This window comes from Tessaracoccus zhenghani (genome assembly GCF_054552775.1).
Map to the genome: position 1 here is coordinate 2998080 of NZ_CM137275.1, position 23731 is coordinate 3021810.

The 23731-nt window shown below is 68.0% G+C and carries 21 protein-coding genes; 15 read left to right on the forward strand and 6 right to left on the reverse strand.

The genetic code is table 11. The features are described 5' to 3' along the window. The first annotated feature begins 19 nt into the window (after nt 1-19). Entirely contained in the window at nt 20-391 is a 372-nt protein-coding gene (locus ACX1DX_RS14050) for a hypothetical protein (protein ID WP_459397088.1), read from the forward strand. Between the two features lie 89 nt (nt 392-480). Further along, nucleotides 481-696, forward strand: coding sequence for a hypothetical protein (locus ACX1DX_RS14055; RefSeq protein WP_459397089.1), 216 nt, complete (start codon nt 481-483; stop codon nt 694-696). A gap of 10 nt (nt 697-706) precedes the next feature. On the opposite strand, the gene heR is transcribed toward ACX1DX_RS14055, so the two are convergent. Continuing rightward, complete coding sequence (gene heR / locus ACX1DX_RS14060; protein WP_459397090.1) at nt 707-1471, reverse strand: heliorhodopsin HeR; 765 nt, start codon at nt 1469-1471, stop codon at nt 707-709. 355 nt (nt 1472-1826) lie between these two features. On the opposite strand from heR, the gene ACX1DX_RS14065 reads away from it, so the two are divergent. Then, the gene (locus ACX1DX_RS14065) at nt 1827-2090 is read left to right on the forward strand and encodes a DUF2798 domain-containing protein (protein WP_459397091.1); all 264 of its coding nucleotides are present in this window, start codon (nt 1827-1829) and stop codon (nt 2088-2090) included. Between the two features lie 5 nt (nt 2091-2095). Here ACX1DX_RS14065 and ACX1DX_RS14070 read toward each other — a convergent pair whose 3' ends face one another. Further along, on the reverse strand, nt 2096-2362 hold the full coding sequence (locus ACX1DX_RS14070) for a hypothetical protein (protein ID WP_459397092.1): 267 nt from the start codon (nt 2360-2362) through the stop codon (nt 2096-2098). 158 nt (nt 2363-2520) lie between these two features. Between ACX1DX_RS14070 and ACX1DX_RS14075 the strand changes: the two genes are divergently transcribed. Next, entirely contained in the window at nt 2521-4020 is a 1500-nt protein-coding gene (locus tag ACX1DX_RS14075) for an HNH endonuclease (RefSeq protein WP_459397093.1), read from the forward strand. Between the two features lie 22 nt (nt 4021-4042). On the opposite strand, the gene ACX1DX_RS14080 is transcribed toward ACX1DX_RS14075, so the two are convergent. After that, nucleotides 4043-5149, reverse strand: a complete 1107-nt coding sequence (locus ACX1DX_RS14080; protein WP_459397094.1) for a ScyD/ScyE family protein — start codon at nt 5147-5149, stop codon at nt 4043-4045. A 155-nt stretch (nt 5150-5304) separates the two neighbouring features. On the opposite strand from ACX1DX_RS14080, the gene ACX1DX_RS14085 reads away from it, so the two are divergent. From ACX1DX_RS14085 to ACX1DX_RS14095, 3 genes are all read left to right on the forward strand, one after another. Then, on the forward strand, nt 5305-6108 hold the full coding sequence (locus ACX1DX_RS14085) for an HAD-IIA family hydrolase (RefSeq protein ID WP_182762232.1): 804 nt from the start codon (nt 5305-5307) through the stop codon (nt 6106-6108). A 264-nt stretch (nt 6109-6372) separates the two neighbouring features. Further along, complete coding sequence (gene glmU, locus ACX1DX_RS14090) at nt 6373-7851, forward strand: bifunctional UDP-N-acetylglucosamine diphosphorylase/glucosamine-1-phosphate N-acetyltransferase GlmU (RefSeq protein ID WP_459397095.1); 1479 nt, start codon at nt 6373-6375, stop codon at nt 7849-7851. A 5-nt stretch (nt 7852-7856) separates the two neighbouring features. Next, entirely contained in the window at nt 7857-8834 is a 978-nt protein-coding gene (locus ACX1DX_RS14095; protein WP_076060027.1) for a ribose-phosphate diphosphokinase, read from the forward strand. Between the two features lie 36 nt (nt 8835-8870). Here the strand turns inward: ACX1DX_RS14095 and ACX1DX_RS14100 are convergent, their stop codons facing one another. Continuing rightward, complete coding sequence (locus tag ACX1DX_RS14100) at nt 8871-9206, reverse strand: hypothetical protein (RefSeq protein ID WP_459397096.1); 336 nt, start codon at nt 9204-9206, stop codon at nt 8871-8873. 389 nt (nt 9207-9595) lie between these two features. Here ACX1DX_RS14100 and ACX1DX_RS14105 point away from each other — a divergent pair, with 389 nt between their 5' ends. Next, complete coding sequence (locus ACX1DX_RS14105; protein WP_459397097.1) at nt 9596-10342, forward strand: ABC transporter ATP-binding protein; 747 nt, start codon at nt 9596-9598, stop codon at nt 10340-10342. After that, entirely contained in the window at nt 10342-12756 is a 2415-nt protein-coding gene (locus ACX1DX_RS14110) for an ABC transporter permease (protein WP_459397098.1), read from the forward strand. The genes ACX1DX_RS14105 and ACX1DX_RS14110 overlap by 1 nt, the downstream gene beginning before the upstream one ends. A gap of 8 nt (nt 12757-12764) precedes the next feature. Here ACX1DX_RS14110 and ACX1DX_RS14115 read toward each other — a convergent pair whose 3' ends face one another. Then, nucleotides 12765-15242 (reverse strand): FGGY-family carbohydrate kinase, encoded by a 2478-nt coding sequence (locus ACX1DX_RS14115; protein ID WP_459397099.1) that lies wholly within the window; start codon nt 15240-15242, stop codon nt 12765-12767. Nucleotides 15243-15246: 4 nt separating this feature from the next. Beyond that, entirely contained in the window at nt 15247-16032 is a 786-nt protein-coding gene (locus ACX1DX_RS14120) for a hypothetical protein (RefSeq protein ID WP_459397100.1), read from the reverse strand. A 279-nt stretch (nt 16033-16311) separates the two neighbouring features. Here ACX1DX_RS14120 and ACX1DX_RS14125 point away from each other — a divergent pair, with 279 nt between their 5' ends. The 6 genes from ACX1DX_RS14125 to eno all read left to right on the forward strand — a co-directional run bounded on the left by ACX1DX_RS14125 (nt 16312) and on the right by eno (nt 23643). Then, on the forward strand, nt 16312-16920 hold the full coding sequence (locus ACX1DX_RS14125) for a 50S ribosomal protein L25/general stress protein Ctc (RefSeq protein ID WP_076059989.1): 609 nt from the start codon (nt 16312-16314) through the stop codon (nt 16918-16920). After that, entirely contained in the window at nt 16917-17501 is a 585-nt protein-coding gene (gene pth, locus ACX1DX_RS14130) for an aminoacyl-tRNA hydrolase (protein WP_459397101.1), read from the forward strand. Before ACX1DX_RS14125 ends, pth begins: the two co-directional genes overlap by 4 nt. Nucleotides 17502-17553: 52 nt before the next feature. Further along, on the forward strand, nt 17554-21054 hold the full coding sequence (gene mfd / locus ACX1DX_RS14135) for a transcription-repair coupling factor (protein WP_459397102.1): 3501 nt from the start codon (nt 17554-17556) through the stop codon (nt 21052-21054). A gap of 94 nt (nt 21055-21148) precedes the next feature. After that, nucleotides 21149-21655: a hypothetical protein gene (locus tag ACX1DX_RS14140; protein WP_459397103.1), complete on the forward strand. Its 507-nt coding sequence runs from the start codon at nt 21149-21151 to the stop codon at nt 21653-21655. Between the two features lie 29 nt (nt 21656-21684). Continuing rightward, a complete protein-coding gene (locus tag ACX1DX_RS14145; RefSeq protein WP_459398225.1) occupies nt 21685-22272 on the forward strand; it encodes a nucleoside triphosphate pyrophosphohydrolase in 588 nt (195 codons plus the stop codon). 90 nt (nt 22273-22362) lie between these two features. Beyond that, nucleotides 22363-23643: a phosphopyruvate hydratase gene (gene eno / locus ACX1DX_RS14150; RefSeq protein WP_459397104.1), complete on the forward strand. Its 1281-nt coding sequence runs from the start codon at nt 22363-22365 to the stop codon at nt 23641-23643. The last annotated feature ends 88 nt before the right edge of the window (nt 23644-23731 follow it).

The window sequence follows — 23731 nt, forward strand, 5'->3', positions numbered from 1 at the left end:
GGGCACGAGCCTGATCTGGATGGCTAATGCCACGGGCCAGTATCCTGAGGAGCTCCGCAGCGACCTGATCGACAAAGTCTTCGGCGAAGATGGGCTGAGGCTGAACATCGCCAGATGCAACGTCCGCGGCGGCAACGCGAGCGACGTGCCGGACTACCTACGCATCGGGGGAGCGGTCGAGGGCTACTGGAACCCGGCCGCCCCGCTCAGTGACGAGCACGGTGCCATCACCTGGAATCACGCCGACAGGGAGCGCTACCTCGCTGCCTGGACCGGTGGCAGGGAGAGTGACTACAACTTCGGCGCCGACGCCAGCCAACGCGCCTGGATCGACGAGATCAAGAACAAGGTCACCGTCTGGGAGGCGTTCAGCAATCCCCCTATTTCATGACTGAGTCGGGCTTCACCAGCGGTGGCCTCAAATCCAGCTCGGGGGGAGCGATCAGACCGGGCGCACCAACCCCAAATCTCGACCCAGCGGTGAACTGGGTCACCGTCCGATCGGCTGTCGACTGGGTCACGGCACTGCTCTCCGACGCGTTGACCGCATTGGTGACGCCCGACGGCGCGCAGTACACCCCGCCTCACAGCGGGATCACGACGGGGCACGGGCAGCTACCCAGCCACTCGTGGGCAGAAGGCGGGACTGCTGACGAGGCACTCGGTGGCCGCCTCGTGGCACAGCGCTCCCCGTGAAAGGTTCGGCTTACCCCGCGAGAGTGCCGCCGAAGACCTGCCAGGCAAGCAGCGACTTCGCCACCAGGCTGAGGATGATGTAGCTGCGCTCCCCGAACAGGTAGTCGGCCCATCGACCCTTGGCGCGGTACTGCAGCCACTGGTTGAGGCCGAACACGTTGAAGAACAGGAAGAGCGACACGACGATGGCGTAGACGAAGCCGGGCGGCTCGGCGTCGGACCCCGGGGCGATGGTGTAGAACAGGATCGCCAGCCAGGGGACTATCCCGGCTAGGCAGCCGAAGATGAAGGGCAGGAAGCCCCCGGTGCCCGCAACTTCGTACTTTTCCTGCAGCCATCCGAACAAGATCATTGACACGTTCGCCCCGGCGATCCCGATGAGTGCGGAGACATCAGTGATCCCCACCAACTGTGAGATGACCACGATCATGAGGGTGGACGAGAAGGAATACTCCACCCAGCGGGCGCGATTGATCTGGCGGGACAGATCCCTGACATAGCGTCGGAACCACACGGTGCCGACGATGAGATGCGCCAGGAACGAGAGGAACAGGAAGCCGGCGACTGCGAGGCCCGTGGGTAGATCCGCCAGCACCGTCGCGGGGCCGGGCGGCGTTCCGGGCGGCCCCGCCAGGTAGGAGGCCGTGATCGGCAGCGCGAAGTCCGTGGCCAGAATCAGCACCGCTATCGCCTGAGCCAGATGGAGCCCCGCAGCCCCCAGGTTCAGGGTGCGGAGTCTGCCCTGTTCCGATGTCGTGATCTCGCGTGACCTCATTTTGACAATTTAGCTGCAGCCTCTCCCGCTGGGGCGATCCACGCAATTTCTCGATCCGCACCGCTCTTGCGGGGGTGACGGGGGCTATCGTTGACCCACAGACATCGGTGGGTGGACCGGGAAGAGTGCGGCCGAACGGCGGCACCGCACAGCGTTCGGCTTACGAACGTGTGCGAACGTCCGCTAAGCTCCCGCAGGCCAAGAAGATTTCAAGCTGGTGTGGTTATTCCAGCTCTCAGGATCCTTGAGATGCAGTCGCGCCGGACAAGCGCGAACCCATGGCGCCCACCCGACGTGACAGTCCGCGGAACCGCTGTCTGCAGCCGTGCGTCGCCGCCCCAGCCAAGGAACCACCATGACCAAGAAACACGCACTTCTCACCCAGATCTTCATGACCTTCACAATGGCCGCCGCGATGTCCGGCGTCATGAGCCTCATCTTCATGGGCCCTTCGCTTGAATGGCTGGCCACATGGCCGACTGATTTTGTGATCGCGTGGCCCATCGCCTTCCTCTTCACCATGGTGGCCCGGCCGATGTCCGTGTCCCTGGCCGGGTCGGTGCTCCGTCGCCGGACGCTCGCGCCTGCCGGGGCGACGTCTGCCGAATCAGCTGCCTGAGAGTCTCACCTTGGGGGTGCCGAGGCTGCGCGGCACTGGCTGCCGCGCAGGGGCCCGCCGACGGCGGCGCTGATGTAGCAGATGTCCAAGAGCCCGGCGGTGAGAGGGAGGGCGCTCCAGGCGATCGATGCCAGGCCGAGCGCACTTCCGCGGCCCGCGAGGCCGGCGGCCAGGAAGGCAGCGCCGGCGACCACCCTGAAAGCGCGGCCGCTGGGGCTGTTGACCCACCTGCCGAACCTCGACCTGTTGAAGGACTCCGCCATGGCGCTCATGCGCGCATCGTAGGCATCCCGGCATGCCGGGAGCAATGGCTCACGGCTGTGGACGTGCGGCCCACGGCGGTTCGGCGGCGGCCGGACCGGCGTGGATAGTGCGAGAGCTCCTGACTAAACGTCCAATAGTGACCCTATGCTCGTATATAATAGCTCACATGAGCGACGTGGGGGATCTGGTGCAGCAGGGCATCGCAGCGCTCTGGCACGCCGCTGCCGCCCTGAGGGCTGACCCCGCGGTGTCTTCAACCAGGCGGTTGAGCCTGGTCGATCAGGTGGCACAGGCGAAGGCGCAGTTGGCCGGCCTGGAACTGCACCTGCTCCATGAGGCCCGGCTCGCCGCCGACGACGCGACGGTGGACGGGGCGAGGCAGTCGGTGCGCACCACCACGGCGCAGTCCACCGCGTCGCTGAAACTGGCCATGGATCTGGGGGAACGCTTTCCCCTGATCGCGGCGGCGTTGAACGACGGGGTCATTTCGCTGGCGCAGGCCGAGGCGATCGTCTCGGGGCTGCGGAAGTTGCCCGGCAGGCTGACCCGCGCAGACCTGGTGGAGTGCCAGAAGTCGGTCCTTGAACACGTCGACACCCTGGGGCCCGCCGAGTTGCGGGAGTTGGCGTCGCGGCTGGCCGAGGTGATCGATCCTGACCTGGCGGACGCCGACGAAGCGAAACGCCTGGCGGCCGAAGAGCGGGCCGCTCGCAGGGGAAGGTTCCTGCGCCTTTCGCCGGACTACCACGGCTCGATCCGGATCACCGGCCTGCTGCCCGTGGCGGATGCCGCCTTGCTGGCGGCGCAGCTGGAGGCGTTGCTGCCGTCGGCCTCCTCCTACGCGGATGCGGGCGAGACGCCCGGGCCGGATGTACGCCGCGCCGACGCCCTGGTGCTGCTGGTCCAGGCCGCTGCCGCGTCCGGCGAGCTTCCGGCCCATGGCGGAGACCGGCCGCGGGTCCACATCACCATGCACCTCGACACCCTGGCCTCCGGCCTCGGGACGGTCGGGTTGCCCGGCCTCGACGTCGACAGCATCACGGCTGGCGAGGCCCGCAGGATGGCGTGCGACGCGGGCGTGATCCCGATGGTGCTCGGCACCAGCTCCCAGCCCCTCGACGTCGGCCGCGAACATCGGCTGTTCACCCCCGCCATCCGCGCCGCCCTTGTTCTCCGTGACGGGGGCTGCGCGTTCCCCCACTGCACCGCCAGCCCAGCTTCGTGTGAGGCGCACCACATCGTCCCCTGGTGGGCAGGCGGCGAGTCGTCGATCAACAACGCGGTGCTGTTGTGTCCGCACCACCACCGGCTGGTGGAGCCAGATCCGCAACAGTCAGCCGAATCGCAGTGGCAGGTCCACCTGGATCCGGTCACCGGGATGCCATGGTTCGCCCCACCCCGGCATGTCGACCCGGCCCGAAGACCCAGGCAACACCGAAGACACCTGCTGCGCGAACTCGTGGCCTCCGCCAAGGCATCACCCTGCACACCCGAGGCAGACGGAAACAACTACAGCCTGGATGAACTCCTCGAACGCAGCGCGACTATCTGGCACGCGGACGGCGGGAATGGTTCCGCGCCAAGCGGCACCGCGCCAGTACGAGTCGCCGCCCGGCCGAGAGGCCGGCCCCCAGTGGGAACCGGCCTCTCCTTCCGTCGACGATGACGGTGACCAACGCAACCGCCGATCAACGCAAACGCATCGAAATCAGTTCGCCCTGCGGAGGGTCGAAGAGGGCCTTGGTGGTGGCGTAGAGCGTCGATCCCTTGACTTCAACGTCAACCGCCATCGGGAGCGCCTCGTAGAGGCTCACCGCCCGGGTATCGGCATCGACCTGGTAGATGCCCTCGCCGAACAGGGACGCGATGTACAGGTTGCCGTCGCCGTCGAAAGCCAGACCTGTGGGGGTCATGAGGCCGTCGACGTAGAGCTCGTGGTGGCCACTGGCGACGTCAATGCGATGCACCGAGCCGCGGGCGCCGAGGCTCGGGTCTTCAGGTCCACCGGGAAGCAGGCCGACGTACAGCATGCCGTCGGGCCCGAACTCAAGATCGGTCGGCACCGCTTCGAAGGCGTACTCGAGGCCGGCGCAGGACGGCACTCCCAGCGTCTCCGCCGCTTCGGCCGTGATCTCCGCGGGTTGTGGGGGAAGGACTGCCACGGTGCTGATGCTGCCGGTCTTCAGGTTGATGGCCAGGACGGCATTCGCGCCGGCGTCTGCCACGTAGGCGGTGTTGCCGCGCACTGCGAGCGAGTAGGCGTGGGAGTCCACTTCGACGTCGGCGCCGGTGTAGCTGGCGGGGAATCCGACTTCTCCCAGCTCGGCGACACAGTCGGGATTTGCCACAGCGTCGGCAGCGGACAAGCCGTATTGAACGTCCGCATCGAGGTTGTTGTCCATCTCATACTGTGCGATCTGGTCCGTGATGGTGGTCACATTGCCCGCCGCGTCGATGGCCTTCAGGGTGCCCACCATGGGGCTCGGGTCGAATGGGCCTGCGCCCACGCTCTCTAGGAAGTACAAGGTGCTGCCGCGATAGTCCGCACCGCCCACCTCCCATCCGGGGGAGGAGTACACGGTGGTGGACTCACCCTTGCGGACAGTTGTCAGCATCCCGGCGAACGACTGTGAGATGGCCACAGTGCCGCCTGGGCCCACGGCGAGGTGGAGTGGTGTGATGAGCCCGTCCTGCAGGACAGTGGGGCCTGGGTCGGGCGGTGCCGCCTGGGACATGCCGGCGGGTACCAGTGCGAGGAGGGTGGCTGAGGCTAGAGCGACGCTGCGGAACTTCATGAGATCCCCTTTGGACGCAGAGCCGGCCGACGTGGCCGGTCGCATAAGGGCCAGCCTCATCTGAGGCGTGAGCCATGTCAATAGTTTTCATGCCTGGGAAACTGCGCTGACCATGATCCACGCGGCCAGTCGTCGCGCTTCGCTAGGGTTCAGATATGCGAGGGCGTAAAGACATCAAGAGCTGGCTGACGGACATGGACGGCGTGCTGGTGCACGAGAACGTCGCGCTGCCCGGAGCCATCGAACTCATCGAGCAGTGGAAGGCCGACGGCACCGAGTTCCTCGTCCTCACCAACAACTCGATCTTCACGCCCCGCGACCTCGCGGCCCGCCTCCGTGCCTCCGGCCTGGACGTTCCGGAGGAGCGGCTGTGGACGTCGGCGCTGGCTACGGCCGATTTCGTGTCCCAGCAGAAGCCCGGCGGCTCCGCCTACGTCATCGGCGAAGCAGGCATCATCACGGCACTGCACGAGCGCGGCTTCATCATGACGGACCGAAACCCGGATTTCGTGATCGTGGGGGAGACGCGCACCTACTCGTTCGAGCAGGTGACCACCGCCATCCGGCTGATCGCGGCAGGTGCCCGGTTCGTCGTCACCAATCCCGACGCCACGGGCCCGAGCCCGGATGGCATCATTCCGGCCACCGGCGCCATCGCGGCCCTGATGACCGAAGCCACCGGCCTGAAACCTTATGTCGTCGGCAAGCCGAACCCCATGATGTTCCGGTCGGCGCTGAACAAGATCGGCGCCCACTCGGAGGAGACGGGCATGATCGGCGACCGGATGGACACCGACATCGTCGCCGGCATGGAAGCCGGGCTGCACACGGTGCTGGTGCTGACGGGAATCGAGACCCGGGAGAGCCTGAAGATCCGGCCCTTCCGTCCCGTCGAGGTACTCGACGGGGTGCACGAGCTGGTCAGGGAGTACCGCGGCCCCGCGCATCAGGAGAGATGACCTCCTGCCCCACGAAAACGTGAGGAACCTGAGCCGGTGCCGCAATGCGCGGTAGTCATCGCAGCAATCTTCGAGCCGTTAGCCAGGCATGTGCCCGCCGGAACCACCAGCAAGGCCGTGCGGGTGTCCATCACGTCGTGCTCGGTCGCCTGGAACGTCACCGACGGTACCTGCGCGGAGCCCCCGTCGTTTCGTGTCGTGCCATGCGTCCGGGCTGGTAGTTTCTGGGGTGAGCCCCCTGGCCGTCGTCGAAGGGAAATTCTGGTGTCCAACACTGACAACGAGCTCGCGCAGGTCGCGGCGGTCATCGTGCTCGCCGCGGGTGGCGGGACGCGGATGAAGTCCAAGACCTCCAAACTCCTCCACGAAGTGGCCGGCAAACCCATGCTGAGCTTCGCGGTGTCGGCCGCGGCCGCGCTGGACCCGGAGCGACTCGTCGTGGTCGTCGGGCATCAGCGCGAAGAGGTGGTGGCCCATCTGGAGCAGCTGTCCGAGCAGCTCACCACCGCTGTTCAGGAGGAACAGCTCGGCACCGGGCATGCCGTGGAGTGCGGGCTCGCCGGCCTCGGCGACATCGAGGGCGACGTCGTCGTGACCTACGCCGACGTGCCGATGCTGGCCGGCGACACGCTGCGGCAACTCGTCGCGGTCCACCGTGGCCGCCGAAACGCCGTCACCGTCATGACCTCGCGCGTCGAGGATCCCACGGGCTACGGACGCATCATCCGCGAGGACGACGAGGTCACCGGCATCGTCGAGGACCGCGACGCCACGGAGGAACAGCGCGCCATCACGGAGATCAACTCCGGTATCTACGTCTTCGACGCGGCCAGCCTCCGCGAGGGCCTGGCATCGCTCAAGACCGACAACAACCAGGGCGAGCGCTACCTCACGGACGTCGTGAAGTTCTGTCACGAGCGGTCGCAGCGGGTCGGCGCCCACCTCGTCGACGACGTCTGGCAGACCGAGGGCGTCAACGACCGCATCCAGCTGGCCCGCATCAACCAGGAGATGCAGCGCCGCATCCGGGACTCGTGGATGCTCAAGGGCGTCACCATGATCGACCCGGCGTCCACCTTCATCGACGTCGACGTGGACCTCGCGCCCGACGTGCTGCTCCACCCCGGCGTCATCCTGATGGGTGCCACCACCATCGGCGAGGGTGCCATCATCGGCCCCGACAGCAGCCTGATGGACGTCGAGGTGGGTTCCGGCGCGGAAGTGATCCGCACGCACGGATCGTTCGCCGTGATCGGTGGGGGCGCCACCGTGGGGCCCTTCGCCTACCTCCGGCCCGGCACGATCCTGGGCGACGACGGCAAGATCGGCAGCTTCGTCGAGACCAAGAACGCGCAGATCGGGGCGGGTGCCAAGATCCCGCACCTGTCCTACGTGGGCGACGCCATCGTCGACGAAGGGGCCAACATCGGGGCCGGCACGATCTTCGCCAACTACGACGGCGTCCACAAGTCCACCACCCACGTCGGCAAGGCCGCCTTCGTCGGATCGAACTCCGTCCTGGTGGCACCCGTCGACGTCGGCGCTGGCGCGCTGGTGGCCGCTGGGTCTACGATCACGGACGACGTGCCTGCGGGCGCGTTGGGCGTGGCCCGGGGGAGGCAACGCAACGTCGAGGGCTGGATGACCCGCGGTCGTCCGGATTCCAAGCAGGCCGCAGCAGCGGCTGAAAGCGACGGCACCATCCATCCGGCAGTGATCGAGTCCCGAGAAAAGAAGGCCTGAGCCACATGTCCCACCAGATCGCCAAGAACGACAAGCACCTGATGCTGTTCAGCGGGCGCGCCTACCCCGAGCTCGCTGAGGAGGTGGCGAACCTGATGGGCTGCCCGCTGGTGCCAACCCGCGCTCTGACCTACGCCAACTCCGAGATCTACGTCCGGTTCGAAGAGTCCGTCCGTGGCTGCGACGCGTTCGTCATCCAGTCGCACACCGCTCCGGTCAACGAGTGGATCATGGAGCAGCTCATCATGGTGGACGCGCTCAAGCGGGCCTCGGCCAAGCGCATCACCGTGGTGGCCCCGTTCTACCCCTACGCCCGCCAGGACAAGAAGCACCTGGGCCGCGAGCCCATCTCCGCGCGCCTCGTGGCAGACCTGTACAAGGCCGCCGGCGCGGACCGCATCATGTCGGTGGACCTGCACGCCGCCCAGATCCAGGGCTTCTTCGACGGCCCGGTGGACCACCTCTGGGGTCTGCCCGTGCTCAGCGAGTACGTCCAGGAGAAGTACGACACCTCCGAGATGGCCATCGTGTCTCCCGACGCCGGCCGCGTCCGCCTGGCTGACCTGTGGACCGACTACCTCGGTTGCTCGCTGGCTATCATCCACAAGCGCCGCGACCCCAACAAGGCCAACACCGTCGCCGTGCACGAGGTCGTCGGCGACGTGGAAGGCAAGATCTGCCTCCTCGTGGACGACATGATCGACACCGCCGGCACCATCGCACAAGCTGCCCAGGCGCTGAAGGAACGCGGTGCCAAGCAGGTCATCGCGGCGGCCACGCACGCCGTGTTCTCCGGCCCCGCGGCCCAGCGCCTCAACGCCTCCGGCATCGACGAGATCATCGTGACCAACACGCTGCCACTCCGCACGCCGGAGCCCATCGCGAACCTCACTGTGCTGTCCATCGCCCCGCTGATCGCCAAGGCGATCGACGCGGTGTTCCTCGACGGTTCCGTCACATCGCTTTTCGGTGGCCAGGCCTGAGGTCCTCCCGTTGCGTTGTGAAGGGTACGTCCCGGTTCAGCGGCTCAGAGTGAGGGGCGACGGCTCCGGGAGTGACGCCAGCGCCACGGCGAGCCGCTCGGCGTAGGTGCCGCGAGGTGCCAGGACGGCTGGGGCGCCTGACGGCAGGTCATCGGGGTCCGTGACGGGGGGCGCGGTGTAGAAGACCTGCGCGCCGGCGCCGGGGCCTCCGTCGAGCCGGATGCGGTGGGTGAGCACGGCCAGGTTGGCGAACCGCTTGGCGGCCTCCGCTGAATGGTCACAGTGATCGACTGCGAGGTGGAGGCGACAGTGAACGGCCAACTCCACCAGCCAGGCGAAAGGAACTTCCGTCAGGCAGCGGTCCAGAACCACGGAGCCGGATAACGACGACTCCTGGCAGCTCAGGCTGATGTCTGTCGCGCCACTGGAGGCGAGCCAACGCAGGATCGCTGCGTGTTTCTTTCCGGCATTACCTGTCCTTTCGGCCGTTGATTGACCCTATCCCGTTTTCATCCAGGCCGGGTGAACCGTCCTTGAGTTAGCACTATGGGCCCGGACGGGACGAAATAGACTCCATCTCTCACGAAAACACGAAAGATTGTTACACGCCCACCGCGCACCCTCGGCTGCCTCGGGGTCTTCCACGACCCTGGTCTGACCGGGGCCTCATACCTGCGACGTGCGAGACGGGACGTGGGGTGGATTCCCCGGGTGCGGCGGCCTCAATAGGTTGGTCGGCGAAACCTCTGGAAGGACACCCCATGACGCAATCCCAGCGCGCCTCGCATCCTGCGTGCGGCACCCACCACCTCACGAAGGTCTACGGTTCCGACGACCGGCAGGTCGTCGCGGTCAACGACGTCTCGGTGAGCATCGAGCCCGGTTCCTTCACCGCCATCATGGGTCCGTCCGGCTCCGGCAAGTCCACCCTCATGCACTGCATGGCGGGCCTCGACCGTCCGACGTCCGGCTCGGTGTTCGTCGGCACCGACGACCTGGCGCGGCTGCCGGAGAAGAGCGTGACGCGCATCCGTCGCGACAAGGTGGGCTTCGTCTTCCAGAGCTTCAACCTCCTGCCCACCCTCACCGCCGAGCAGAACATCCTGCTGCCGCTCGAACTGGCCGGCAAGAGGGTGGACCGCCCGTTCTTCCAGCAGGTCGTCGCGTCGTTGGGCCTCGGCGACCGCCTCACCCACCGCCCATCGCAGCTCTCCGGCGGCCAGCAGCAGCGCGTCGCCATCGCGCGCGCCATGGTGACCCGCCCCGAGGTGATCTTCGCCGATGAACCCACCGGCGCACTGGACCTGAAGACCGGTACCGCGCTGCTCGAATACCTGCAGCTCTGCTCGCAGGAGCACGGGCAGACCATCATCATGGTCACCCATGATGCGCGCGCCGCCTCGTACGCCGACCGGGCGCTGATGCTGCTCGACGGCCGCATCGTCGCCGACATCGCCCAGCCCACCGCCGAGGGCGTCAGCTCCTTCCTGCAGCAGGCGGTGGCCTGATGTGGCGTCAAGCCGTCTCTGAACTGAGGCTTCATCCCGGCCGGTTCGTGGCCACCCTCATCGCCATCGCCATCAGCGTGGGCTTCATCGCGGCCATCTCCGTCTTCGTCAACTCCGAGCAGACGGCGCTCGGCAAGTCCACCACCATGCCGCTGGCCAACGCGGACCTCTTCGTCACGACGCTGGGCCTCGAACTGCCCGAGCTCGTCGACACCCTCGAGGGGGTCGACGGGGTGCGCGCCGTCCACGAGGTGCCGTTCGGCCAGTCCACCATCCTCAACTTCGGCGACAGGTCAGAGGTGAGCATGCTGTACAGCGTGCCGCCGGCAGACCTCCAGTGGTCTGAACTGGTCGACGGCAGGTGGCCCACCTCCGAGCAGGAGATCGTGCTGTCGCGCGCCGGCCTCGATTCGCTGGGCGCCGACATCGGTGACTCGGTCTCGCCGGACCACGATTCCGCCACCGCCTTCACCATCGTCGGCGCGACCGACGACCCCGCCTCCCTGTGGTCCACCGTCGGCTACCTGCAGTTCGGCCCGGAGTACGTGAGCACCGATTACGCACTGGTCCTCGACGACCGGGCCTCCGCCGCCGACGCCTTCGACGGCGTCTCCGAGGCCGCGGCCTCCCTGGACCCCGACATCACCGTGCGGACGGCGGACGCCGAGCGGCAGACGCAGCTCGACGACCTCACGAACCAGTTCGACATCTTCACGTACCTGCTGCAGACCTTCGGCGTCGTCGCGCTGCTCGTGGGCATGATCACCATCGCCAACACCTTCGCCATCCTCGTGGCGCAGCGCCGTCGGCAGGTGGGCCTGCTGCGGGCCGTGGGCGCCTCGCCGGGTCAGGTGATGGGACGCATCGTCGTGGAGTCGTTGCTGCTGGGTGTCGTCGGCTCGGTCCTGGGCATCGCGCTCGGCTTCGGCGTGGCCCTGATCGGCGGCTCCATCACGGGTTCGCTCTACTGGGGCCTCGACGTGCGCTGGGGCGAGTTGCTCATCGCGCTGCTCGCAGGCGTCGCCGCCACCATGATCTCGGCCATCGCGCCCGCCATCGTGGCGTCGAGGGTGAAACCGCTCGAGGCGCTGCAGGCTGTGCCGACCGAAGCCCAGGCACGGCGGGCCGGCCTCATCCGGACCATCCTCGTGGCCCTCACCGCGGCCATCGGCGTCTTCCTCGTCGTGATGAGCCGCATCAACACCGAATGGAGCGTGTTGTGGGCCGTGGGTGCAGGCGCGTTCCTGACGGTCGCGGTGCTCGCGGCGGCCCCGTTCTTCGTCCCGCCGCTGCTGAAGCTGCTGGGCGCCGTCTTCGGCAGGACGGGTCCGACGGCCAGACTCGCCTTCACCAACGCCGCCCGCAACCCCAAGCGCGCCGCGGCGACGGCCACCGCGCTGATGCTCGCCGTCGGGCTCATCGTGACGCTGCAGGTGGCGCTGGCGACGGCCCGCACCTCCGGCACGGAATCCATCCACGCCACGTACCCCGTCGACTTCACCGTCTCGTTCGCCGACGATGAGGTGCCGGCCGACCTCATCGAACGCCTCGAGGGCATGGAGGGTGTCGCGGGTGTGCGGACCCTGCCGGCGAAACAGTTGGACAACGACGTGGTGGCCTTCGACCGCAATGGCCTGCTGCGGGAACTCGGCAAGCGCATCGCCGAGGACGCCCATCCGCAGGACGGCGAGGTGGTCGTCTCGGAGGGGAGTCTGCTCGCCCAGGGCCAGGACACGGTGACCCTGCCCGGTGCCAACGGCGACGTGACGCTGAAGGTGGTTACGGGCGCCGGCCTCGAGTATTACCAGGCCTCGGTGAGCACGGCCACGCTGGAGCAACTGGCCGGCGACCCCGTGGAGCGCGAGATCTGGATCACCTTGAAGGACCGCGGCGACCTGCAGGCCATCAACCAGGTGATCAAGGTCCTGGAGACGGTGCCCGACGCCTTCTTCGGCGCGTCCGGAGCCGGCGCGATCCTGGTGCTTAACCAGGTGCTCGACGTCATGCTGATCGTGCTGACGGGCCTGTTGGGCGTGGCGATGATCATCGCCCTGGTGGGCGTCAGCAACACGCTGGGCCTGTCGGTGATCGAGCGGCAGCGCGAGTCCGCGCTGCTCCGCGCCCTCGGCATGCAGCGCTCCGGCCTGCGCTGGATGCTGCTGGTGGAGGCCCTCGCCCTCGTCGGGGTGGGGGTGCTCATCGGGCTCGTGGCCGGCATGTTCTTCGGCTGGTTGGGGGTGTCGTCGACGCTCCTGATGATGCCGGGCGAGAACGTCCAGCTGCACTTCTCGATCGACGCGCTCTACACCGCCGGGCTCATCGCCGTCTGTCTGGTGGCGGCCGTCCTGGCCTCGCTGCTGCCCGGTCAGAAGGCGGCCAGCGCGCCCCCGACGGAGGCGCTCGCCGCCGACTGAGAAAGGAGCTACTCGGTGGCGACCTGCTTGCGGTAGGCCTCCGCCTCCCAGTTCTCGATGAATCGACGCTCCCGCTCGTCCAGGGCCCGCACACGGCCGAGGGCCGTGGCGGCCTGGCCGACGGTCAGCGCATCGACGTAGACCTCGAGCGCCGTCCTGGCCTGCTTCTCGTCGGCTCCCACCGCAACCACCCCAAGCCCCGGGGAGACGGCGATGACGGGGTCCACCCCGTGGCGCTCGCGATGCCGGCGGACTGCCTCGGCTGCGTCGTCGCCCTCGTTGAGCACCACGGGGAAGGAACCCGCGTACACGATCTGGTCGGGAATCAGGGGACCTTCGTGGAGGAAGCGGGCGCCGGCCTCGGTGAGCGGGAACTGCGTGGCGATCGTGCTGGCGTCGAGCGCCGTGAACTCGGCGCCCACTGCGGCGCGGAATGCTTCGGCGACCGCGGGCAGACCGCCGGTGGCGGCATCCACGGCCTGCTGCACCCGTCGCATGACGCGGTGACTCTCGCTGCGCACCTGGTCCGGGTCGTCGCCGGAGACGATGAGGCCGTGGTTCATGAGGAACGTGGTGGTGGGGGCGGGCCGGCCGGTGCGCTCCGTGTAGGCGGCGCGGCGTGCGGCGATCTCCCTGGCCAGCGGCAGGCCGGGGTCGACGTAGGGCACCCAGAGGACCTGATCGCCGAACAGCCGGCGGGTCAGCTCCTCGCCGTCGGCGTTGCAGGTCACCGCGTTGATGAGCAGCGGGTGGGTGTGCAGCACGAACGTGTCGTCGATGAGGGCGTGGAAGAGGATCTCCACCGACGGCCGGCGGGGCCCGTCGTCGAGCCTCGCCAGGGTGGCCAGGTGGTTGACCGGGTCGCCGAGCGCGGGGTCCGGATCCGGGCTTGCGAGGGCGCCGTTGAGGACGTCGACGGCGAGCGGCACCAGGTCGTCGGTGCTGAGCGTGGCCATGGAGACACCGCTGGGCTTGATCCAGAGCACGCCGCCGGACTTCACCGACGAGTTGCCGCCGCCCGCCCGGGTGAAGGCCGGGTCGGCGCCGAACTCGTTGGACAGCGTCACGATCTCACGCAACAGGCCGACGGGCCGCTCGGGGGAGGGTTGGTAGGAGGTCAGGTCGGTGGACATCATCGAGATCTTTCGCAGTTCGGAGAGGGAGCCGTGGAGCAGGCCGACGGCGCGGGCCTGGATGAGCGAGTTGCCGATGGCGGTCGCCTCGACGGGCCCGGCAAGTACGGGCAGCCCCGTGCGGTCCGCGGTCAGTTGGTTCAGGAGGGTGTTTGCAGAGCCACCGCCGACGATGACGACGCGGCGCGGCCGGCGGCCGGTCAGGTGCGCCAGTTCCGCGATCGTGTCGGCGTAGGCGGCGGCCAGCGATTCGAGGACGGAGCGGGTGAAGAAGGCGGGGTCGTCGAGACGTTCGTCGCCTCCCAGGAGCGCCTTGACCCGGGCCGGCATGTTGCCAGGCGGGAGAAGTGAGGGGTGGTTGACGTCGAACACGGGCGCGTCCGTGACGCGGCGGGCGGCCTGCGCCAGGGCGGCGGGGGAGTGGCGGTGCCCCTGCGAGTCCCAGTGGCGGATCGCCTCGGAGATGACCCAGAGGCCCATCACGTTCTTGAGGTATCTGACGGTGCCGTCGACCCCGCCCTCGTTGGTGAAGTTCGCCAGCCGTGACTCCTCGGTCAACACCGGCGCCGACAATTCCATGCCGACCAGGGACCAGGTGCCGGACGAGATGAACACGTCGCCGTCGTCCTCTAGCGGGGCGCCCACGACGGCGGAGGCAGTGTCGTGCGAACCCACCGCGACGAGCGGGATGCCGGCGGCGGCACCTGTGATGATGTCACCAAGCACGGTGCCGGGCTCGACCAGCTCCGGGAAGATGCGGCGCGGCAGTCCCAGCCGGTCGATCACCGCCCAGTCCCACCGGCCGGTGCGTGGATCGAGCAGCGCGGTGCTGGAAGCGTTGGTTCGCTCGGCGACCGCCCGCCCGGTCAGCCAGAAGCCCAGCAGATCGGGCAGCATCAGGAAGCCGGTGGCCCGCTCGAGCCGGCCAGTTGAGAGGTCGTGCCCGAACTGGTTGATGGTGTTGAACACCACGTCCTGCAGCCCGGTGCGGGAGTACAACTCCCGGTGCGGAATGACCGCCTCCACCACGGCGCGGCCTTCAGCGGTGCGCTCGTCGCGGTAGTTGTACGGGAGGTCGAGCAGCCCCTCCTCATTCAAGAGGCCGTAGTCGACGGCCCAACAGTCGATGCCGACGGCGGCCACGTCCCCGTGGGCCGCCGCCATCGCCAGGCCGATGCCGGTCTGGATCTCATCGAACAGGGCCACGACGTCGAGCCGGAGCCCGGAGTCGGTGCTGTGGGCGGCAGTGGAGAAGCGGTGCACCTCGGTCAGTTCGGCGCGCCCGCCGTCGAAACGTGTCAGTACGACCCGTCCACTGGTGGCGCCCAGGTCGACCGAGATGACCGCATTCATGGGGTCAGGCTCCCCAGCTCGACTGGGCACCGCCGACGCGCTCCTCGGCGATCTTGGCGAGGTAGCCGCTGTCGGCGAACGCCTTCATGGGGTCGGCCGGGAGGTCCCGGCTCTCCCGCCATTGCGCCAGCGCCGGCCGCACGTCGGTGTAGAACGCGTCCATGAGCACGGCGTTCGCGCCCAGCACGTCGCCCGCCTCCTGGGCCGCCTCGAGAGCGTCGGTGTCGACCAGCAGGGTGCGGGCGGTCATCTCCTGCACGTTGAGCACGGAGCGGATCTGTCCCGGCACCTTGTCCTCGATGTTGTGGCACTGGTCGAGCATGAAGACCACGCCGTTCTCGGCGTCGAATCCGCCGCCCCGCTTGACCTCCCACAGGATGCGGAAGAGCTGGAACGGGTCCGCGGCTCCGACGATGAGGTCGTCGTCGGCGTAGAAGCGTGAGTTGAAGTCGAACGACCCCAGCTTCCCGAGGCGCAGCAACTGGGCGACGATGAACTCGATATTGGTGCCCGGGGCGTGGTGGCCGGTGTCGAGGCAAACGAAGGCGCGCTCACCGAGGGCGGAGGCGTGGGCGTACGAGGTGCCCCAGTCCGGCACGTCGGTGTGGTAGAACGACGGCTCGAAGAACTTGTACTCCAGCACGAGGCGCTGGTTCTCGCCGATGTGCCGGTAGATCTCCGCGAGGGAATCGGCCAGCCAGTCCTGGCGGCGGCGCAGGTCGCCCTGACCTGGGTAGTTGGTCCCGTCGGCCAGCCAGATCTTGAGGTCCTGGGAGCCGGTCTGGTTCATCACCTCGATGCAGTCGAGGTGGTGCTCGATGGCGCGACGACGGACGCCCGCGTCGTGGTGCGCGAGGCTGCCGAACTTGTACTCGTCGTCCTGGAAGGTGTCGCGTGAATCGGTTCACACTCGCGCCTGAGCCAGGTGATTTCTTGAGGACTCCAGGGGTGAGGTAGGCTTGCCGGGTTGCCTGGCGAGGGACTCATGCGGGTCCGTCATCGACTAGCTCGCTTCTCGCTCGGCGCCTGCATGCGCACCATTCACCTGAGAGCTTGAGGAGTTCACCCCATGGCTGCTGACGCCCAACTGTCCGCCACCACCCGCACCGAGTTCGGCAAGGGCGCTGCCCGCCGCCTCCGCCGCGAGGGTGGCACCCCCGCCGTCCTCTACGGCCACGGCATGGATCCCGTCCACCTGGCGCTGCCCGCGCAGGAGACCTACCTCGCGCTGCGTACCTCCAACGCACTGCTCGAGATCTCGATCGACGGCGACAAGAAGCCCTCGCTCGCGCTCGTCAAGCAGATCCAGCGCGACCCGATCCGTCCCCTGATCGACCACATCGACCTCCTGCTGGTGAAGGCCGGCGAGAAGGTCGAGGTCGAGGTGCTGCTGGTCCTCGTCGGCGACGCCGAGCGCGGCACGCTGATCAACCAGGACCTCACCACGCTGACCGTCCTCGCGCCGGCCACCGACATCCCCACGGAGCTCCACGTGTCACTCGACGGCCTCGTCATCGGCGACCAGATCCTGGTCTCCGACGTCAAGCTGCCTGAGGGCGTCGAGGCGACGGGAGACCCCGATGCGCTCGTCCTGTCCGTCAACGCGCCCACCGTCGAGTCCGAGTCTGAAGAGACCGCCGGCGAAGAGGCCGCTGAGGGCGACGACTCCGCGGAGTGACCAGTTCCACCTTTCTCGTGGTCGGGCTCGGGAACCCGGGCCCGGCCTACGAGATCACCCGGCACAACGTCGGGTTCTGGGCCGTAGCGGATCTCGCAGACCGCTACGGCTCCTCCTTTTCGTTGAATTCGCGCCAGAAGGCCGAGATCGCGACCGTGACCCTGCGCGGTCAGGAACCGGTCAGGCTGGTCCTGGTCCGTCCCACCACGTTCATGAACCTGTCCGGCGTGGCCGTCAGGTCCATCGCCACGTTCCACAAGATCGAGCCGGGTCACATCATCGCGATCCACGACGAGCTCGACCTGGACGCTGGTCGTCTGCGCGTGAAGCTGGGCGGCGGCGACAACGGCCACAACGGCCTCAAGTCGATGCGTCAGCACCTCGGCACCGGCGACTTCTACCGGGTGCGGGTGGGGATCGGGCGTCCGCCCGGCCGCCAGTCCGCCGCGGATTACGTGCTGGCCAAGCTGAAGCCGAAGGAACTCGACGAGATGCGGGTCGATGCGGCGGTGGCCGCCGACGTCGTGGAGTCGCTCGTGCGCGAGGGCCTCGTCGTCACCCAGAACAAGTTCAACTCGTAACGCAGGCCTACCGTCGTCGGCCGGGGCCGGGTGGCGTGGAAGGATTGACACCGTGAAGTATCCAGGCCTCCTCCAGGCTCTCGAGGCATCCGAGGGATTCCAGTACACGCTCGCCGACGCCCGACGCTCCGGAGTGACCACGCTCGACGTCACCACCGTCGGATCGTTCTTCCCGTTCCTGACCTCCGCCATCGCGGAGGAGAGTGGCCGCACGGTGCTGCTCATCACGTCCACCTATCGCGAGGCGGAGCAGCTCACCAGCGAGCTCGCAGGCCACCTGGGTGAGGACGCCGTCGAGTACTACCCGGCCTGGGAGACGCTGCCGCACGAGCGGCTGTCGCCCCGCGCCGACACCGTCGGCCGTCGTCTCGCCGTACTCCGTCGCCTGGCCGGTCACGCCGAGGAACCCGCGCCCAAGGTGGTCGTGGCCCCCGTCCGATCCGTCCTGCAGCCGCAGGTCAAGGGCCTGGCGGACATGGCGCCGGTGCGGATCGCGCTGGGGGAGACCTACGAACTGGGCACGCTGCTGGCGGACCTCGCCGGCGCGGCCTACAACCGCGTGGACATGGTGGAGCGACGCGGCGAGTTCGCCGTGCGCGGCGGCATCGTCGACATCTTCCCGCCCACCGCGGACCACCCGGTGCGCGTCGACTTCTTCGGCGACGAGGTCGACGAGATCCGCTACTTCACCGTCGCGGACCAGCGCTCCACCGGAGACACCGCGACCGTCGTCGTCGCCCCACCCTGCCGCGAGCTGCTCCTGACGGCGGCGGTGCGCACACGGGCGAAGAGGCTTGCCGCCGCCCACCCCGAACTGGCCGACATGCTCACCCGCGTCGGCGAAGGCCAGGCGGTGGAGGGCATGGAGGCGCTCATCCCGGTGCTCGTCGAAGGGCTGGAACTGCTCGTCGACGTGCTGCCGAAGGGTTCGCTGATCCTCGCCGCGTCGCCGGAGCTGATCCGCACCCGCGCCGCCGAGCTCGTGGCCACTAGCCAGGAATTCCTCGAAGCCTCCTGGGCGGCCGCCGCCGGCGGTGGCAGCTCGCCCATCGACCTCGGCGCCTCGGCCTACTGGGCTCTGGGCGACGTCCGCCAGCATGCGCTGGAATCCGGCCACCGCTGGTGGTCGCTGTCGCCCTTCATGGCCGCCCCCGGCGTCGACGAGGACGGCCCCGCCGTCCCCGAAGCCGCCTCGGTGCACTCCCGTTCGCTCGACATCACCGCTGGCGAGGGCTTCCGCGGCGACACCGACGCCGCCGTCACCCACATCAGGACGCGCCTGGCCGACGGCTGGAAGGTCGTGCTCACAGTGGAGGGCCAGGGTCTGGCCACCCGCCTCGTGGAGCTGATCGGCGAGGCGGGGATCGCCGCCTCGATCGACGACCTGGCTGAGGCTCCGCCGGCCGGCCGGGTCACCGTCGTGCTCTCGCCGCAGCGTCATGGCTGGCGCGCCGAAGGGCCGAAGCTGGAGGTCATCACCGCCGGCGAACTGACCGGTCAGGTCGAGCTGGACAGGACCCAACGCAAGCTGCCCCAGCGCCGCAAGCCCACCATCCAGCCGCTCGAGCTCAAGACCGGCGACCCCGTCGTGCACGAGCAGCACGGCGTTGGCCGGTTCGTCGAGCTGGTGCAGCGCACCGTGCAGGGCAACACCCGCGACTACCTCGTCATCGAATACGCCGCCAGCAAGCGCGGCCATCCCGGAGACCGGTTGTTCGTGCCGATGGACCAGCTCGACCAGCTGAGCCGCTACGTCGGCGCTGAGGCCCCCACGCTCGACAAGATGGGCGGGGCCGATTGGACCAAGCGCAAGGCCAAGGCCCGCAAGGCGGTGCGGGAGATCTCCGCCGAGCTCATCAAGCTCTACGCCGCCCGCCAGGCCACCAAGGGCCACGCGTTCGGCCCCGACACCGTCTGGCAGCGCGAGTTGGAGGATGCCTTCAGCTACGTCGAGACCCACGACCAGCTCTCCGCCATCACCGAGGTGAAGCACGACATGGAGCAGCTCGTGCCCATGGACCGCCTCATCTGCGGCGACGTCGGCTTCGGCAAGACGGAGATCGCCGTGCGTGCCGCGTTCAAGGCCGTCCAGGACGGCAAACAGGTGGCGGTGCTGGTGCCCACCACGCTGCTCGTGACCCAGCACTACCAGACGTTCGCGTCGCGCTTCGCGGGCTTTCCTGTGCAGCTGGCACAGTTGTCGCGGTTCCAGACCGACGCTGAGGCCAAGAAGGTCATCGACGGCCTGGCCTCCGGCCGCATCGACGTGGTGATCGGCACGCACCGGCTCCTCAGCAAGGAGATCGAGTTCAAGGACCTCGGCCTGGTGGTGATCGACGAGGAGCAGCGCTTCGGCGTTGAACACAAGGAACGTCTGAAGTCCATGCGGGTCAACGTCGACGTGTTGTCCATGTCGGCCACGCCCATCCCGCGCACGCTCGAGATCGCCATCACCGGCATCCGCGAGATGAGCGTCATCGCCACCCCGCCGGAGGAGCGCCACCCGGTGCTCACGTTCGCCGGCCCCTACGACGACGGGCAGGTCAAGGCTGCCATCCGCCGCGAGCTGGCCCGCGAGGGTCAGGTGTTCTTCGTGCACAACCGCGTCGGCACCATCGAGAAGACCGCTGCGCATCTGCGGGAGCTGGTGCCCGAGGCGCGGATCGCGACGGCGCACGGTCAGATGAACGAGCACCGGCTCGAAGCGGTGATGCAGGACTTCTGGGAGCGGCGCGCGGATGTGCTGGTCTGCACCACCATCGTCGAATCTGGCCTGAACATCCAGAGCGCCAACACCCTCATCATCGACAGCGCCGACAAGATGGGCCTGTCGCAGTTGCACCAGCTGCGAGGACGCGTCGGCCGGTCCCGGGAACGCGGGTACGCCTACTTCCTCTACCCGGCGGACAAGACGCTCACGGAGGCCTCCCACGAACGGCTCGCCACCATGGCCGCCAACACCGAGTTGGGCTCCGGCATGGCCATCGCCATGCGCGACCTCGAACTCCGCGGCGCCGGCAACCTCCTGGGCGAGGACCAGTCCGGCCACATCGAAGGCGTCGGGTTCGACATGTACCTGCGCATGGTCGGCGAGGCCGTGGCCAACTGGCGCGGCGTCGACACGGAGCCGGAGCCGACGATGCGGGTGGAGATCCCCGTCGACGCGCACCTCCCGGACGACTACATCACCTCGGAGCGGCTGCGGCTGGAGATGTACAAGCAGATCGCCGAGATCCGCACGGCGGCAGACATCGACGCCGTGCGCGCCGAACTGCTCGACCGCTACGGCGAGTTGCCGCCCCCCGTCGAGCAGTTGCTCGGGGTGGCGGCGCTGCGCAACCTCGCCCGGGAGCACGGGATCCAGGAGATCGTGCCGCAGGGCAAGGTGATCCGCCTCTCGCCGTTGTCGCTGCCGGAATCGAAGCAGCTGCGCCTCAACCGCCTGTACCCGGGCTCGGTGATCAAGTCGTCCAACGAACAGATCCTCGTGCCGAAACCGGATGGCGACCACCTCACCTGGGTCACCACGTTGCTGACCCAACTGTTCGCCTGAGCCCCGAGGCCCAGGGCCGGTCGGCTTCGGGACCGCGGGCCTGCGGTAGGCTGAGCGAGGTGCCTGTGCACCCCCGTAGTTCGAGAGGACCCAGATGAAGTTCACGCGTCTCGCGCCCGCCGTCGCCGCTGTCGCCGCCGTCGGTCTCCTGGCTGGTTGCAGTCCCACCGCCGGCACCGCGCTGGTCGTGGACGGCAACCGGTACACGGAGAGCGAAGTCACCCAGATCGTCGACGGTTGCGCCGAGGCGCTGCAGGTGGCGCCGGACCAGCTGCGTCGCCAGGGTGTCGTCGGCACGCTGCTGCTGGGCGGCCTGTTCGACTCCTTCGGTGCTGAGATCTCCGAGGAGGACCTCCGCGCCGCAGGTGCGCAGAGCGCGCAGGGTTCGGAGCAGCTCTTCTCGGTGGAGGACTGCAAGCCCCTGGCCCTCGCCAACGTCAAGACCACCATGCTCGGCCAGCTCGAGCCGCAGTTCGTCGAGGAGGCCGCCAACAACCTCGACGTGCAGCTCAACCCCCGCTACGGCAAGTGGGAGCCCTGGACGCAGCAGCTGCTCAACACTTCGGGCTCGCTGTCGGAACCGGTCGTCGCGCCCCAGTGACCTCAGAGCTGGAGCGACTGCGCCAGGTGATGGCGGAACTACGGGTGAAATGCCCGTGGGACGCCGAACAGACCCACCGCTCGCTGCTCAACCACCTCATCGAAGAGGCCTGTGAGGTGGTGGACGCGGTTGAGGCCGGGTCAGACACCGAACTGGTGGAGGAACTCGGCGACCTCCTCCTGCAGGTGTACTTCCACGCCCAGATCGCCACGGACGAGGGCCGCTTCACGCTCGACGACGTGGCCCGGGGCATCTCGGACAAGCTCATCAGCCGCCACCCCCACGTGTTCGGCGATGCGGAGATCCCGCAGGACATGTGGCAGAACTGGGAGGAACGCAAGCGTGCTGAGAAGGGCCGCACCTCCGCCCTCGACGGCATCGCCGAATCGCTGAGCGTGATCGGCCGGGCCCACAAAGTGGTCTCGCGGACCCGTTCGCACGCAGTGGATATCGAACTGCCTTCCGAACCCATCGACGAGGACACCGTAGGGCGGGAGATCCTCGCGCTCATCGCGCGGGCCCAGGCCAACGGGATCGACGCGGACGCCGCTGCCCGGCAGGCGCTCCGCAGCCTCGAAGCCCAGATCCGGGCCACTGAACCCACCACCCATCAATAGGGCCTGAATCCCGGCTGCCCCGGCGCGGGAGACCGAACCGGTTACAGCTAGGCTTGGGCCCGAGAGACGACTTTTTGAAAGGGACCTTAAATGGCATCCATCGAATTCATCCAGGCACGCGAGATTCTCGACTCCCGCGGCAACCCGACGATCGAGGTCGAGGTCGAGCTCGAGTCGGGCGCGCAGGGTCGCGCCGCTGTCCCGTCGGGTGCCTCCACCGGCGCCTTCGAAGCCGTTGAGCTTCGCGACGGCGACAAGGGCCGCTACGGCGGCAAGGGCGTCCTCACGGCCGTGAAGAACGCCACCGAGGTCATCGGCGAGGAGATCCTCGGCCTCGACGCCACGGAGCAGCGCATCGTCGACATGGCGATGCTGGAGCTCGACGGCACGGACAACAAGGCCAAGCTGGGTGCCAACGCCATCCTCGGCGTCTCTCTCGCCGTGGCACACGCCGCCGCTGAGGAGTCCGGCCTGCCGCTGTACAAGTACGTCGGTGGCCCCAACGCCCACATCCTCCCCGTTCCCATGATGAACATCCTCAACGGTGGGTCGCACGCAGACTCCAACGTCGACATCCAGGAGTTCATGGTCGCCCCGATCGGCGCAGAGTCGTTCGCGGAGGCCGTCGAAATGGGCGCCGCCGTCTACCACTCGCTCAAGGCTGTCCTCAAGGAGCGCGGGCTCAACACCGGCCTCGGCGACGAGGGTGGCTTCGCTCCCAACCTCGATTCCAACCGCGCCGCGCTCGACCTGATCGTCGACGCCATCCGCAAGGCCGGCTTCGAGCCCGGTTCCGACATCGCGCTCGCGCTCGACGTGGCCGCCTCGGAGTTCTTCGAGGACGGTTCGTACGTCTTCGAGGGTGAGAAGAAGACCGCCGAGCAGATGGTGGACTACTACGCCGAACTCGTCGACGCCTACCCGATGGTCTCCATCGAGGATCCGCTGAACGAAGAGGACTGGGACGGCTGGAAGCTCATGACCGAGCGTCTGGGCAGCAAGGTCCAGCTCGTCGGCGACGACCTGTTCGTCACCAACGTCACCCGCCTCCAGCGCGGCATCGACACCGACACCGCCAACGCGCTGCTGGTGAAGGTCAACCAGATCGGCTCGCTGTCGGAGACCATCGACGCTGTGGACCTGGCCCACCGCAACGGATTCCGCACCATGATGTCGCACCGTTCCGGTGAGACCGAGGACACCACCATCGCAGACCTCGCCGTTGCGCTGGGCTGTGGCCAGATCAAGTCCGGCGCCCCGGCTCGTACGGACCGCGTCGCCAAGTACAACCAGCTGCTGCGCATCGAGGAGGACCTCGACGAGGCCGCTGTCTACGCCGGTCGCTCGGCGTTCCCCCGCTTCCAGGGCTGATCACCTGAAGTGACACAAGGGCCCCGGAGTAGCACTGCTACTCCGGGGCCGTTTGTCTTTGGGGCACACGCGAGTCGATTCCGGTGCC

What these genes read in the sequence shown, in the direction of transcription:
- ACX1DX_RS14145 (WP_459398225.1), top strand. Translation starts at nt 21,685, where the DNA reads ATGGCGGAACTACGGGTGAAATGCCCGTGGGACGCCGAACAGACCCAC.
- ACX1DX_RS14140 (WP_459397103.1), top strand. Translation starts at nt 21,149, where the DNA reads ATGAAGTTCACGCGTCTCGCGCCCGCCGTCGCCGCTGTCGCCGCCGTC.
- ACX1DX_RS14085 (WP_182762232.1), top strand. Translation starts at nt 5,305, where the DNA reads ATGCGAGGGCGTAAAGACATCAAGAGCTGGCTGACGGACATGGACGGC.
- ACX1DX_RS14070 (WP_459397092.1), bottom strand. Translation starts at nt 2,362, where the DNA reads ATGAGCGCCATGGCGGAGTCCTTCAACAGGTCGAGGTTCGGCAGGTGG.
- heR (WP_459397090.1), bottom strand. Translation starts at nt 1,471, where the DNA reads ATGAGGTCACGCGAGATCACGACATCGGAACAGGGCAGACTCCGCACC.
- ACX1DX_RS14120 (WP_459397100.1), bottom strand. Translation starts at nt 16,032, where the DNA reads ATGAACCAGACCGGCTCCCAGGACCTCAAGATCTGGCTGGCCGACGGG.
- ACX1DX_RS14115 (WP_459397099.1), bottom strand. Translation starts at nt 15,242, where the DNA reads ATGAATGCGGTCATCTCGGTCGACCTGGGCGCCACCAGTGGACGGGTC.
- ACX1DX_RS14110 (WP_459397098.1), top strand. Translation starts at nt 10,342, where the DNA reads ATGTGGCGTCAAGCCGTCTCTGAACTGAGGCTTCATCCCGGCCGGTTC.
- ACX1DX_RS14050 (WP_459397088.1), top strand. Translation starts at nt 20, where the DNA reads ATGGCTAATGCCACGGGCCAGTATCCTGAGGAGCTCCGCAGCGACCTG.
- ACX1DX_RS14075 (WP_459397093.1), top strand. Translation starts at nt 2,521, where the DNA reads ATGAGCGACGTGGGGGATCTGGTGCAGCAGGGCATCGCAGCGCTCTGG.
- ACX1DX_RS14095 (WP_076060027.1), top strand. Translation starts at nt 7,857, where the DNA reads ATGTCCCACCAGATCGCCAAGAACGACAAGCACCTGATGCTGTTCAGC.
- ACX1DX_RS14105 (WP_459397097.1), top strand. Translation starts at nt 9,596, where the DNA reads ATGACGCAATCCCAGCGCGCCTCGCATCCTGCGTGCGGCACCCACCAC.
- eno (WP_459397104.1), top strand. Translation starts at nt 22,363, where the DNA reads ATGGCATCCATCGAATTCATCCAGGCACGCGAGATTCTCGACTCCCGC.
- ACX1DX_RS14080 (WP_459397094.1), bottom strand. Translation starts at nt 5,149, where the DNA reads ATGAAGTTCCGCAGCGTCGCTCTAGCCTCAGCCACCCTCCTCGCACTG.
- ACX1DX_RS14065 (WP_459397091.1), top strand. Translation starts at nt 1,827, where the DNA reads ATGACCAAGAAACACGCACTTCTCACCCAGATCTTCATGACCTTCACA.
- ACX1DX_RS14125 (WP_076059989.1), top strand. Translation starts at nt 16,312, where the DNA reads ATGGCTGCTGACGCCCAACTGTCCGCCACCACCCGCACCGAGTTCGGC.